Annotated in this window: 12 protein-coding genes; 7 read left to right on the top strand and 5 right to left on the bottom strand. The window is 70.4% G+C overall.

What is annotated here, in order from left to right; translation table 11 throughout:
* The first annotated feature begins 15 nt into the window (after nt 1-15).
* Nucleotides 16-255 carry a hypothetical protein gene (locus D5H78_RS18705; protein ID WP_119952032.1) on the top strand — a complete coding sequence of 80 codons (240 nt, stop codon included), beginning with the start codon at nt 16-18 and terminating at the stop codon, nt 253-255.
* Nucleotides 256-730: 475 nt separating this feature from the next.
* Nucleotides 731-1,003 (top strand): hypothetical protein, encoded by a 273-nt coding sequence (locus tag D5H78_RS18700; protein WP_119952031.1) that lies wholly within the window; start codon nt 731-733, stop codon nt 1,001-1,003.
* A 28-nt stretch (nt 1,004-1,031) separates the two neighbouring features.
* Here D5H78_RS18700 and D5H78_RS18695 read toward each other — a convergent pair whose 3' ends face one another.
* Together D5H78_RS18695 and D5H78_RS18690 are read right to left on the bottom strand one after the other, a co-directional pair.
* Nucleotides 1,032-1,988: a hypothetical protein gene (locus D5H78_RS18695; RefSeq protein WP_165865802.1), complete on the bottom strand. Its 957-nt coding sequence runs from the start codon at nt 1,986-1,988 to the stop codon at nt 1,032-1,034.
* Between the two features lie 946 nt (nt 1,989-2,934).
* Nucleotides 2,935-3,243, bottom strand: coding sequence for a hypothetical protein (locus tag D5H78_RS18690; RefSeq protein ID WP_119952029.1), 309 nt, complete (start codon nt 3,241-3,243; stop codon nt 2,935-2,937).
* A 282-nt stretch (nt 3,244-3,525) separates the two neighbouring features.
* Between D5H78_RS18690 and D5H78_RS20375 the strand changes: the two genes are divergently transcribed.
* The 3 genes from D5H78_RS20375 to D5H78_RS18675 all read left to right on the top strand — a co-directional run bounded on the left by D5H78_RS20375 (nt 3,526) and on the right by D5H78_RS18675 (nt 6,721).
* Nucleotides 3,526-4,053: a MobC family plasmid mobilization relaxosome protein gene (locus D5H78_RS20375; protein ID WP_218566807.1), complete on the top strand. Its 528-nt coding sequence runs from the start codon at nt 3,526-3,528 to the stop codon at nt 4,051-4,053.
* Nucleotides 4,054-4,135: 82 nt separating this feature from the next.
* On the top strand, nt 4,136-5,887 hold the full coding sequence (locus tag D5H78_RS18680) for a relaxase/mobilization nuclease domain-containing protein (protein WP_133412098.1): 1,752 nt from the start codon (nt 4,136-4,138) through the stop codon (nt 5,885-5,887).
* 39 nt (nt 5,888-5,926) lie between these two features.
* Entirely contained in the window at nt 5,927-6,721 is a 795-nt protein-coding gene (locus D5H78_RS18675; protein ID WP_218566806.1) for a hypothetical protein, read from the top strand.
* A gap of 411 nt (nt 6,722-7,132) precedes the next feature.
* Here the strand turns inward: D5H78_RS18675 and D5H78_RS18670 are convergent, their stop codons facing one another.
* Nucleotides 7,133-7,837, bottom strand: a complete 705-nt coding sequence (locus D5H78_RS18670) for a DUF6531 domain-containing protein (protein ID WP_133412097.1) — start codon at nt 7,835-7,837, stop codon at nt 7,133-7,135.
* Between the two features lie 485 nt (nt 7,838-8,322).
* Between D5H78_RS18670 and D5H78_RS18665 the strand changes: the two genes are divergently transcribed.
* Entirely contained in the window at nt 8,323-9,102 is a 780-nt protein-coding gene (locus D5H78_RS18665) for a hypothetical protein (RefSeq protein WP_119952025.1), read from the top strand.
* Nucleotides 9,103-9,738: 636 nt separating this feature from the next.
* Entirely contained in the window at nt 9,739-9,897 is a 159-nt protein-coding gene (locus D5H78_RS19490) for a hypothetical protein (RefSeq protein WP_165865801.1), read from the top strand.
* Here the strand turns inward: D5H78_RS19490 and D5H78_RS19115 are convergent.
* Nucleotides 9,884-11,896, bottom strand: a complete 2,013-nt coding sequence (locus tag D5H78_RS19115) for a coiled-coil domain-containing protein (protein WP_133412096.1) — start codon at nt 11,894-11,896, stop codon at nt 9,884-9,886. The genes D5H78_RS19490 and D5H78_RS19115 overlap by 14 nt on opposite strands.
* 355 nt (nt 11,897-12,251) lie before the next feature.
* The gene (locus D5H78_RS18655; protein WP_218566805.1) at nt 12,252-12,806 is read right to left on the bottom strand and encodes a DUF4913 domain-containing protein; all 555 of its coding nucleotides are present in this window, start codon (nt 12,804-12,806) and stop codon (nt 12,252-12,254) included.
* Between the last annotated feature and the right edge of the window lie 83 nt (nt 12,807-12,889).

The following is a 12,889-nucleotide window of genomic DNA, read 5'->3' as shown; positions in this document are numbered from 1 at the left end:
ACCGGAGGTTGCCACATGGCGCGAGTGAAGAAGAAGGCGACCGGCCGAACGATGGGGACCCGAGCTGTCCGCGTCCTGGTCACGCTGCCGGTCAAGGGAGGCAGGAAGATCACTGATAGCGGCATGGAGCAGTTGGAAGAAAAGATCATGGCCGCGATCGAGGAGATCGACACGGACACGATCTTCGCGCGTCCCGCAGTGGTCGAGATCAGCTACGCCCGAGACGTGGAGCTGCGCGAGCCGTTCGAGTACTAGGAAGCCGTCGAATCTCTGGCGCTGGTCGCAAGCTGCTCGGCTCGCGCCTCACTCTTGACTCTCTCCAAAACAGGCGAACAGGGCGCCGCGCAGTAGCGGTGGCCGCGGGTGCTCAGGACGCTGCAGGAGGAGTCGTCGGCCCCGAGCCCTTTCACGCATTGCAGGAGGGGTCCCGGATCTCGCTTGCCGTCGCACCAGAGCTACGGCTAGTCAGGTGGGGTGGAGATCCGTTCGGCGACTCGTGACGACCTCGACGGCCTGCTCGGCATGTCCGACGCGATCGGGGTCGGGTCGGTCAGCTCGGGTCAGCTGCGCGAGGAGCTCGCGGCTGGCGGGCACGGTGAGCGGCGGTGGCGCCGCGACGAAGTAGCTGGGTGGGTGGAGCGCCGCTGGCCGGGCCGGCTCGTCGAGGCCGGCCTGTCGCCGCGGGGGGGGGGGGGCCCTGCTGCAGCCGGCCAGGGTCGCACCCGTCGACGTGCGGCTGGGGCAGGAGCGGGAGGAGGACAGTGAGCGGGCGCTGTTGCAGCTCATCGGGGTCCTCGAGCTCGCCGAGGGCCTCGACGTCGCGGTCGAGCGGCTCGAGCTGTGCACCCGCGGGCGTTGCCGCCAGCGCTACTGCGGCCCGTTTCCCGTCCCCGCGCTGGTCATCGCGGGCATTCGCGGCTGGTACCGCGACGAGGTCCAGGCGTGGCTGCAGCAGAGCAGCTGCGCCGGCGTACGTGCCGAGCGGGACGTGGTTGTGGGATGACTTCTGAGCTGTGCTGCCCTGCCGGCGCTCAGCCCGTGGCCGACTCCCGCTGCTCGTAGAGGGCTTCCTGCGCGAGTCCGCGTCGGACCCACTTGGCGAGACGGTCGTCGTCGATGCGGCGGTAGAAGCCGTAACCGCCGCCAACAGAGTCCTCAAACTCGAAACCGAGGCAGCGCAGGAGGTCGTGCTCGAGCAACGCACCCTCGACCAGGGACTGGTGCCAGTTGGCCTCCGACATCGCAGCGGTTGCCGGCGGCAGGCCCTCGTAGAGCGCGAGCCGGCGCTCCCACGTGGGCGCGACGTACTCCTGCCACGCGTCGAGTGCGAGGGCGCCCTCCGCCGCGATCGCGGGGGGCTCGCCGATGCGCAGCGACTCAGCGGCGGCGTACGCCAGGACCTTCGTCAGGCGGTCGAGCAGCTGCATCACGGCCTGCATGAAGACCCACGGGTCCTGGGAGGCGGGGTCTTGGATGGCCTGAAGGAGTTCCACCGTCGTCGCGTGGAGTACCTCGACGATGTGCTCGGCGGTCGCACTGTCGGTGGCGGAGTAGCCGAGCTCCCCGACGGCTCGTTCGCACCTGACCTCCTGCATCGCGGACCCTGCGATGCAGAGCAGGTGCCACGCCCAGTCCGAGCTGGCCAGGGCACGGCGCCCCTCGACTACCTCGCCGCGGCCGTTGATCAGCGCGTGCCCGGTCTCGTGGGCGAGCGCCCGCTCTACGAGCGTGAGGTCCGCGTCCGTCAGCACCTTGGTGTTGACGACGATCACGGGACCGTCAGCCGTGACGAGGGTCTTTGCGCCCACGGTGCCGGTGCCGCGGTCAGCTGAGTAGGTGGTGGAGCCGGTGAGCTCGCGGACGGCGCCGTCGAAGTCGTCGGCGGCCACCACTTCCAGGGCCGGGCTGCCGAGTGCTCGCACGCCTCGCTCGACGGCAGCCCTCCACGGAGCGTTCGGGCTACGACCGTCACGCACGCGAAGCGGCACGTCGTGAACTGTAGGGCCTTCGTTGCGGCCAGACCGGTCGATGCGGGTTCGCGCTGAAGTCGGGCCTGATCACCTGGCCGGTCAGGCAGCCCTAGGGCGTAGCGCCGCTGCTGGCCGCACGCGCCGCGCGGCCGTTCCACCGCCTGCTCCGAGCCGTCGTCGACGAGCACGTCGCCCTGCTAGTCGTGGCGCGATAGCTGTCGCAGCGGCCCAGCGGACCGCTCTGGCAAGCGGGCAGAGCCCTGCGCGTAACCAGTTCCCGCCTCTTGGAGTTACAGCAGATGTCGGGCGATAAAGGGGGAGTCCCTGGTCGCTGAGGAGCCGAAGCTGGAGAAGGGTGGGGCCCCCGGATGTGGGAGTTCTTGGTGGCGGTGGTGCGGGAGCTCGGGCGTCCGGACAGGTGGGTGGTCAACGTCGTCTGGCTCGTGGGCGTGCTCGCGCTCACCTGGCCGATGTGGACATGACCGATCTCAGAATCGACGGTGGTATGGGTGGCCGACCGTTCTTCGCCCCCTCCCGGCAAGCAAGGCGTCCGCGGGCGGTTGAGGTGGTGGAGGGCAAGGTGGAGCGCCCGCAGCGCAGCGAGGACGTACGACCTTGCCTGGAGCCGCCGCGCCCGCAGACTTGTGCGGCCGGGAGGGGGAGAAGAGAGACGCTCTCAGTGCCGGCGTAAGCCGGCTCGGGGACGGCCCGCAGGGCCGAGTAGGGCTGCAGGGCCGTAGTAGGGCTGCAGGGCAGCGGGGTCAGCCGGCTGTCGCGCCGCTGCGTCCGGGCGAGCCAGAGCGACGCGCCGAGGAGCGTCAGGACCCCGAGCGCCCGCGCCGCCACGCCGATCCAGGCGAGAGGGCCGTGTCTTCCAGGATCGTCACCACGGTGCCGAGGAGGGCGAGGAGGAGGCCGCCGAGCTGCAGTGGAACCAGTCGCGGGTCCATGTGCTCGGACACGGTCAGTCCTGCTCGCTCGCCGGGTCGCTGGTGGCCGACGTCGAGCGGGTTGTGCGCTGGCGGCGGGGGCGACCGGGGGCCTTGCGGGTGGGCTCGTCGAAGCCGACCTTACGCAGCTCATCGGTGCTCCAGCCGGCGCGCTGTGCGGCGGCGTAGGCGGCGGCGTCGGCGCGCTCGGCCTCGTCGAGCTGGGCCCGGGCGTCGTTGCGCGCCTGGCGGGCCTCGGCGAGGGCGCGCACCGCGTTGATGCGGTCGTTGAGTAGTCGCTGGGCGGCGTCGGCGACCGCGTCGGGGGAGAGGTTCGTCGTCATGGCAGCAGCGTAGTTGCGGCAGCTTGGTGGCATGGAAGTACCAAGTGTCGTGTAGCGCCGCGCAGCGGCGCCGACCCGGACCCCGCGCCTACCGGCGCGAAACCCTGGCGGCCTCTTGGCAGAGCAAGCTATGCATTTACATGCCGTAAACGTAGGCCGGCCTCGACACAGGGTGTCGAGGCCGGGCACACTGGCGTGTGAGTCCCCGCGCGGAGGCGGGGTCGCTGCGCTGGGCTGAGACGTGCCCGGGCGGGGAACAGCACTGGGCGGGAGGGTGGTGTCGTGTCCGACGAGACGCCGGCGGATGCCCCTGCCGATGCCCCCGCTGGCGCCCCTGACGGTGCTGATGTCGGGACGCCGAAGCGGAGCCGGTTCGGTCGTCGGCGGCGCGCGAATGTGGCCGGTGGGCGGCGGCACAGTCACCGGGTGTTGGTGACTCCGGAGGAGGAGGCGCGGCTGGTGCAGGCGGCGGAGGCGCAGCGGGTGACGGTGCCGCGGCTGTTGATCGAGGCGGCGTTGACGCTGCACACCAGCGCAGGTGTTGGCGGAGCCGTCGGCGCGGCTGGGGCGACTGGGGCGGCCGGACTGGCGGCTGGGGGAGTGGTCACGCCGACGCAGCGGCGGGACGCGTTGGCGGAGATGTTCGCGATCCGGCGGCTGCTCGCGGCGGTGTCGAACAACGTCAACCAGATCGCCCGGCACGCCAACGCCGGCGAGGAGTTCCCGGCTGACGCGCACGCCACGTTGCAGGCGGTGCGCCGGGTCGTCGAGCGCCTCGACGACGCCATGGAGAAGGTCGCGAAGGTATGACAGCGGCGGGTGCCTGGGGCTCGGCATGGGGCGTGTGCGGGGTGGTTCGGTCGTGATGCCGAACATCACCCGCGGTGAGCGGATGAGCGGTCTGCTGGTGTACCTGGCCGGCCCGGGACGGCACAACGAGCACACCGAGCCGCACCTGGTCGCCGGTGACCCGGCGGTGATGGCGTGGCACGACGACACCGAGCTCAGCCGCGAGGACGCGCTGCGGATCGCGCGGGAGTTGGACGCGCCGCGGCGCATGTACGACGTCGACGTGCCCGGGGGTTCGGTGTGGCACTGCTCGCTGAGCCTGCGCGCTGAGGAGGGGCAGCTCAGCGACGAGCAGTGGGCCGCGATCGCGCACGACTTCGTCGACGGCATGGGCTTCACCGGCGACACCGGATGGGGCACGTCGGGGCAGGGGAAGGCGCCGTGCCGGTGGGTCGCGGTGCGCCACGGCCTGTCGTCCAACGGCAACGACCACGTGCACGTCGCGGTGTCGCTGGTGCGGGAGGACGGCACCAAGGCCAGCGTGTGGAACGACCGGCCGAGCGCGCAGCGCCTGGCCGGGGAGCTCGAGCGCAAGCACGGACTGCAGGTGCTGGAGAGCCGCGGCGCCGGGCACGCTACGCGGGGGGCGAAGCCGGCGGAGCTGGCCAAGGCCCAGCGCACCGGCGCACCGGAGCCGGTGCGCGCGTCGCTGGCCCGCACGGTGCGCGGCTGCGCCGCCGCCGCGGGCGATGAGGCGGAGTTCGTGCGCCGGCTGCGCCGCGCCGGGCTGCTCGCCCGCCCCCGGTACGCCTCCGGCCGCGCCGACGTCGTGGTGGGCTACTCCGTCGCCCAGCGACCCGCCGGCCCGGCCCGGACGTCGGCAGGAGTGGGCCTGAGAGAGCGGCCGATCTGGTACGGCGGCGGGCACCTGGCCCGCGACCTGACTCTGCCGCGGCTGCGCGTGGATTGGCCGGACAGCCCGCAGTACGCCACGGCGGCGGCGGCGGAGTGGAACGCCGCTAAGCGCGGGCGGCGGGTCGTGCAGCCGGGCCGGGAAGCGTCCGAGCCGGACCCGCAGCTGTGGCGCCGCTACGCCCGCGAGGTCGCCGAGCTGCGCCAGCGCCTCGCCGACGTCCCCGCGCACGACCGGGTCACCTGGGCGCACGTCGCGCGGGAGACCTCCGGGGCGTTCGCCGCCTGGTCGACCGCGGTCGAAGCCACTCCGGGGCCGCTGGCCGCCACGGCGGACGCGCTGGCGAAGTCCGCGCAGCTGCCCGCGCACCAGGTGCGGCAGGGACCACAGCTCGGGACCGCCCCGCTGCCGTCGGCGAAGGGCGCCGCGCTGCTGTTCGCCTCCGCGGCGCGTGGCGGGCGCGGCACCGTCGCACAGGCGGTGATGTTGCGCCAGCTGGCACACACCGCGATCGCGGTCCGGCAGGCGCACACCGCCATGCAGGAGGCGACCCGGGCGCAGGAGCTCGTGTCCGTGCTCAGCCACCAGCTGGTGCAGGTCCGCGACGCGCTCCCCCCGGTGCCGACCCACCAGCCCAGCGGCCGAGCCGTCGACCAGCCAGCGGCCGCGGCTGCCCGCCGGGACGGGGAAGGGCTGCGGCTGGGCGTCGACGAGGAGGCCGCCGAGGCGCTGCGGGTGGCGCGGGCCGGGCAGGTCCCGATGGGGAGCCGGGTGCCGCTCGAGCCAACCGACGAATCCGGGAAGCAGAGAGAGTCCGGTGCGCCGATCCCGAACCGGCTGTGGCCGCCCCAACCGGCTGCGCGGCTCGGGGCGGGCCAGCGCCCCGGCCGACCCGGAGCACCCGGGCGAAGGGCCGACCGGGGCAACGAGACCGAGCGATGAGCAGGGCGATGAGCGCGCACGCGCGCGGGAGGAGGGATCGTGGCCGAGTGGTCTGGTGAGAGCGACGGCATGGGCGAGACGTTCGACGACATGCTGCGAGTGGGGCTGACCGCAGCAGGCCGGGTAGCTGAGGTCATTGCCCGGGCGCGGGAGCAGGCCGCCCAGGAGGCCCGCGCCGCCAGCGAGCAGCAGGCCCGCGAGCTCGCCGCGCGCCTCGCCGCGGAGCGCTCCGCGGCCCGGGCCCAGCTGGCTCCGGTGCAGCGCTCGGAGTGGTGGGACCGCGCCCAGCCGCAGGACGTCGCCCAGGCGTGGGAGACCGCCCGGGCGTGGGAGCGGATCGACCCCGACGCGCACCGCGCCGCCGAACGCATCCGCCAGGAGGTTCACGAGCGGTACGGCGTCGGCGTCGACGCCCCCGGCGCCGACCCGGCCGCAGTGCGCGAGGCGCTGGCACGGCGCGGGATCGCCGAGGGCGAGGTCGGCACCCAGCGCCGGCAGGTCGGCCGCGAGGAGAGCGAGGCGGCCCGACTGCTCGTCGACGCCGACCGCGCCGACAGCGCCGAGGGTGCGGGGGAGCAGGAGCGCGCGGGGTCACTCCAGCCGGCCGGTGACGCGGCGTACGACACCGCGGAGCGCCGCCGCGGCTTGTCGGCGTCGCTGAAGGGTGTCGCCCAAGCGGAGGTGGTGCAGGCCCGGGTGCTGGCTGACACCTTCCAGGCCCGGCCGCCTTGTGATGCGGTGGCTCAGGCGCCCGCAGAGGCTCCCCGGGCCCGCAAGGGGAGCCGGTCTGGAGCCGCCAGGGCAAGACAACGCAGCGAGACGCTCGGTCCCTGAACCTGCCACAGACCGCGCTGCTCGACTTGGCACGTTTGCGCCAGCCGGCGATTCAGAGATCGAGCCAGCCACCCTGTCCGCGACTATATACAGCTACTCGAGGACGCTCGCGCACCTCGCACCCCGCACCTCGCACCTCGCACCTCGCGCCGCGGGCTGTGGGTGCGGCGCGAGGCGAAAGAGTGGCTTACCGTTTTCCCGAGGTTCGACCCCACGATTCCCCGGCGGCGCCGACAAATCCAACAAGCAGCGCTACCACGACAAGAGTAAGCACTTCACCCGCGCTCGGCGGCCAATCGAACCCGTCATTCGATCGAAAGAGGAGTACTCCACCGAACGCTGCGGCGATCGAGCCGTACAGGACAGTGCGTGTTACAAGAGTGCCACGAGGCCCAAGGGAAGACATACGAGTCATCCTAGCAAGAAATGCGCCATTCGCATATCATCCATGTCAGCTGTCAGCCAACTAATTGAGGTCGGTAGGTACGCTGATAACCTTCGACGCGCGGCGTTCGGGATACGCGCAAGGAGACACTGCCGCGCGTTGAAGCGGGACACGACCTGGTTGCGCTGGGTGAGCTCCCAGAAGGAGTCGCTGATCCGCATCGTGGAGCGGGCCTCGGCCGGCGCGGAGAAGGTGGTCGTGCCGGTCTTGGTGAACTTCAGCGACTGCCCGTCGCCGGAGTCCACGCTGACGTCGCCGGTGCTCGAGCGGTTCATCCGGGTGTTGTACGAGTGGGTCCAGCCCGGGCCCATCGGCCCGGCCGTGGTGCGCCCGGAGCGGTACGCGCGGCTGAACCCGAAGCCCAGACCGCGACCAGGGCGGGTCAGGTCGACGTCGGTGAGCACGAACTCCCCGGAAAGCGAGTTCACCGACCCGCCCTGGCACGTGGAGTTGTCCACCTCGTGCAACGCCGCGCCGCACCCGAACACGCCCCCACCGCCGGCGCTGGACGAGGCGCCCTCGCCGGTGACCTGCCCAGCGCCGCCCTGCGGGTCGCTGCTGCCGGCGCCGCGCACCGTCGGGTCCGCCAGCACCGGGTACTGCACCGCCGCGGCGTCGCTGTTCTGCCCGCCGGTGGTGCCGGTCTTGGTGAAGTAGCCGATTACCCGCACCAGGAAGTGGCTCGAGCTGCCCGAGGCGCCGCCGAGCTTGACGGTGAGGGTTTCGACCTCTTCTAGGGTTTGGAGGGGCGGCGACTCGGAGCGAGGGTGCGTCTTGGCGCTTCGCTCCGAAGCCGCCGTCCTGCCGCCTCTCCTGAACTGCGATCCGTGAGGCGTCACCTCGTCCAGTTCGTCCAAGCTCCCGTCGCGTCGTCCATGCCACAGGTGCCGGAGCTAGTTCCGAGCGGAACGTGGATCTTCACGATGGGCTGGGACGCGACGCAGGATGGTTGCTCCCTGTCCGAGTGCGACGTCGGACTGGCTGAGCCTCACTCGCACGGCGCAGGCGCCCCGCCGTCTGGGGTGTAACGGGTCGGTCCGGCGTCGGGACGGCGGGAGACACCCCCGGCTATGGTCGCCGGGTGATGAGCGCCAGCGGGGAGTCGGGAGCCAGAGACCGACACCGAGGACGCTCGGCGCTCAGGGCTTCCGGCGCGGTGCTGGTCGCGGTCGTTGTCGCCGGCTGGGTCTGGGTGCAGGAGGAGCCCGTGCGCCCGGCCGTGCCCACGCACCACCGCCTTCTCGTGGCGATCTCGACCGGCAACGACTACGACATCGCCGACCACCGCTGGTACGACGTGGACTCGGGGCGGCTCGGCCCGGTCCTCGATGACGAGGAGGCACTGGCGCAGTCTCGGACCGACCCGGGCGCGGCTGGCGACTCGGCGTCGGCCGACGGGCGCACGCTCCACATGTATGACGACCAACGTGGGGGAGCGGTCCTCACGACGCCGCGGGCGCGGCGGATGCTCCCGCGCGGGCGGGAGGTCGCAGCAGTGGGCGACGGCTGCTTGGTGACGACCGGCTCGCCGCCCGGGCGGGACTACAGCCGCGGTCCGGTCGACCCGATCGAGGTCGTCGACGCCGACAGCGGGAAGCCGCTGGGCCGGGTGCCGCTCCCTGAGGGGCTGATCCTGCCCGGTGGGTTGTTCGCGTCCGCGGACTGCCGGACGGTCGTCGCGTTCACGCAGACCCTGCGGGCAGCTCAGGACGGCACCGCGGGCCGCACGTACCTCGCGCGGATCGGCGGCGGAACCCCGCTCGAGCTCCTGCCCGGACCCACGGGCGGTCCCACTCGCCCAGTGTGGTCCTCGGACGGGTGGATGTTCCTAAAGGCCGGCGAGGAGGTGCTGGCGCTGCGGTCCGGGGCCGCCGCCACCGAGCGCGTCGCGCAGATCCGCCACCTGAGCGGCGTCCTCGCCGCTCGACCGAGGTGAGCAGACGAGAGCGGATACCGCCGAGCGCTCCACCAACTGCTCGACCGGGCTCCAGCAGCGCGGACCAGCCCGGCCGGCCGGCGCGGTCGGAGGAGGGCGCAGCGATGCCGGCGGCGAGGGCAGGCAGGAAGAGTTTAGCCTGACATAAGACAAATTATCGGCGAGATGCGGAAGCACGGGCTCGCTAGGGGTCAACTTGGCAGGACAAGACTGCAAGCGCTCCTCTCTGCGTTGGTCGCGAAGTAGAACCACGGAACCGAACAGCCGGTCGCATTGACGTGATGGTCAGCCGCGCCTTCAACTGGCGGGCTGCCCGCTGTGCCGTCGCCTGCTACACCAACTAAGCCCTACCTAGCGATGGTCAAGCCCCTCGCCGGAAGCAGGCGAGCTCGCTGCTGCCCGCGTTGCTGGCGTGAGCCCCCGACCGCGGGGCCACCCGCGGCACCCAACTGTCCAGTGGGCGAACCGTCTTTCAAGGGAGTCGGGTGGAGAGGGTCCAGAAGCTCGCCTCAGGGAGGGAGTCGCCATGGGGCACTGGGACTGCCCAAAGTTGAGTTGACTTCTCCGCCTATGAGACTGCGGCCTCGCTTCAAGGGTTCAACATCATGCCCAAGCGATACCCCCCAAGCTCGGCGGGTGGACGCGCAGTTCGCGGATCTGAACGCACGGAGGGTCACCCTGGTCGGCGCGCGGCTGAGCGACGGCGACGACGAGATGCTTTCGGCCGCGAACCCCTGCCTCCTGCGCAAACCCCCGGCCCCAAGTCCCGCGCCCTGCCTGCTCAATCTTGTCTGAGGGACTCGCCGACTTCTCGGGCGAATCTGCCCGCCCTCGTTGCTCTCCAGTGTGCGGAGCGCAAACTCTCATCCACACCCTCCCGCGCCCGCAGCCGCTGCTCCGCTTCCCTTGCTGCCTGATCGGCCAGCCCCGACTCCCTCGCAGCCTCTTGAGCGTACGAGATTGCGCGCTCCAGCTTCGGATCAGAAAGTACCGGCCAATAGCGACGTATCTGCGCGATAGCCTCGTCGGTCCCCCGCACGAGCTCCGTAAGCTTCTCCGAGAGTTCCCCAATGTGCTCCTCGACCGCATCATCAGGAAGCGGGGCCTCTTCGTCTAGGGCACCACAGATTTCTTCGGCGTCGGCCATCGCAGAGAACGCGGAGTCCCTTGCAGCAGTGACTGCGCTGAGTGCCCGTGGTAACTGGCTGGAACCGAACCCGGGCAGCCGCTCGATCTTGGTCGCAGCCTTCTGCAGGAGACCACCCGCCTCGCTTGTCGCGGATCTTGCCTCCCCGACTGCCTGTTGGAGGGTCGCCCGGTTAAGCTGCCTGCCGTCAAACAAGTCAAGGCCCAGGGCGGCAACGCGCGCCTTGTCTGCCTCGCCTGCTGCCTGACGGGCGAGGTCAAGCATTTGTGCCAGTTCAGCCTTCCGCTTGGGTTCCAGAACCTTTGTTGCTGACCTCGCGCTGTCCTCGGCACACCCCACCGCCCTCGTCGCCGCACTCCTTACAAGGGCGATCTCTCCGGTGACCTTGCCATTGTCGACACGCGCGCGAAAAAGGCTACGCGCACGGGTCGTTGCCGCTTCAGCCATGCTTGCCTCATGTGCCGCTTCATCTGCCTGTGAAATCGCCTCTTGCAAGGCGCGGATGCGCGTCGTAGTCTCAGGGCTCGGCTGTTCAATCACTCTCGTCAGCGGTCGACCACCGAGCCAGCACAGAACTATCACAGCAACAAGCGCCCACCATGGGACTGGTTGGCGGTCCTCAGCTCGCACCATATGAGCAACGACTATAGTCAGGGCGAAAGCCGAAACAGCGGCGCCGCTGACGTGCAGCCACCCCCCGACTAGTAGCCAGCGATAGGCAATCCCACCGCTTCGGTGTCGTCGCTTGGCCGCAACGACAAGAAGAGCGGCGGCGCCAAGTGCGGTCGCAACTGCCACAAGGACGAGGGCACCGGTGACGTCATACGGGCTGGACGCCCTACGGAAGAGCCCGCCTTCATTAAAGAGCACGACGCCCAGGGCCGCCAACGCGCTGAGGGCGGCCAACGGGGCGTTCTCCCCCTGGAAAAGGCCATCAGCTTCCTGCGTCCCTACCTCCGGGTTCTCCTTCGCGGTCTTGAGCCACTTGAATCCCCTGTTCGCACCTATCTCGCCGGCAATGAGGACGAGGGGCGGGAGCCCTAAGCCAACAAGTAGCGCCAGAAAGAAGACCTGCGGTGTGGAGGTGACCTGTGTCCTGTACTTCCACAGAACGGCCTTAGCTGCGGCGGCGTCCGCCGGCGCACTATCGCTAAGTAGTACTAGCCCTTTGCCCGCTGCTTGAAGGCTCACAAGGCGCTCGCGTGGCTCAAGGGTGACGGAGCAGATGCCGTTGCTTCGCTCCTCAGGTGTTAACTCCTTCTCCGTGCTGGGCCTCAATAATAGGGTGGCGCCTTTTACGTCAACGAGGACTCTGTCCTGGCCGTTCGTGGCGTCGCCCATAGAGCCGCGGCCGTCGAAGGCTGTCAGGTGTGCATCGCTCGGTGGACATCCCCGCGTGAGTACGAGTAGCGACGCGGGGTCCGGCTCCTTCTGCGACCCAAAGTCGTCCCCGCCGAACAGATAGCTAACGCCGGTGGTGGCTCTGAATAGGATCTCCTCGGGAGCCAGGGCGGTTGCCCGACCGTCAGTCGCAGGAGGCGAAGAAACTGAGGCTGCGTCGCCTCCCTGTGTAGTTAAGGCGAGCGCCGCCGAGGCCGTAGCGATCAGCGCCGTGCCTAGAACAACGGTCGTCGCCCTATCAATCACTGCTCCCCCTCCAAAGGGCGCAAAGCTAGCACTGCGAGTGTGCCGCAACCTCCGGCAGCCGTACGCGCCATTGCGTCATCTGGTCCACTCCGGCGGCAAGTGCGTTGGCCAAGGCGAAGCGATGGTCGTCCGTGCCGTAGGCATAGCGGTCCGAGCACGCCCACTACGGCACGATCTGCCGGTAAGGGGATCCACGCGGCATGTCGGGAGCCTTCGTGACGAGATGGAGGTCGCAAGAGTGAAACGTTGGGAGAACGGCCACTGTGTGCGAGGGTTCCACACCAGTCTGAGTTCCCCGCGCTCGCAATCAACTACTGTGGTACACGTCGTGCGTCTGACTCCAGTCCGCCTAAACTCATGGTGTAGGTAGTTGGAAGAGCCCCTCGGGGGGCGCATCGAGTGGAAGTGGCTGCAGGCGAGGGCTGTGTCCCTGCTCGCTGGTGCAGTACTTGAACGGGCCGGCGTCGGGGTCGAACAGGACGGCCATGTGAGGGTCGGCGTGATCGCGGAACCACGACGACGCCCCGATAGCCGGGTCGTGGCGCAGGTGCTCCCAGGCTCGCCACAGCGCCTCGAGGCGGGCGATCGCTTCGCCGTGGCGCCACCATTGCGGGCACCAGCTGCGGTGGCGGCCGTCGATCACCCGCCGGTACGTGGGGGCCAACAGCTCGCGCACGAACACGTCGAGCGTCGGGTAGTAGAGCTGCGGCTCCTCTCCCCCGGCCTCGGCGCCGATGCTCCCGGTCCTCGCCGACGTAGGTCCGTACGGGTCGCCGTCCGGGTCCGGGTAGTCGTCGGGGCCGTCCAGGTCGACCTCGACCAGTTCCTCGACGTCGTCCAACGCCCCGGCCCGATCCGCTAGCTCGTCGGCCTCGGCCCAACGGGCGGTGTCGTCCGAGTGGTCGCTCACGAGCGCACCCACGGGTTGCCCGACCCGGACGACCCGGACGACCCGGACGACCCGGACGACCCGGACGACCCGGACGACCCGGA

The organism is Vallicoccus soli, from assembly GCF_003594885.1.
Classification (GTDB): domain Bacteria; phylum Actinomycetota; class Actinomycetes; order Motilibacterales; family Motilibacteraceae; genus Vallicoccus; species Vallicoccus soli.
This window is presented reverse-complemented; position numbering and strand designations above follow the sequence as displayed.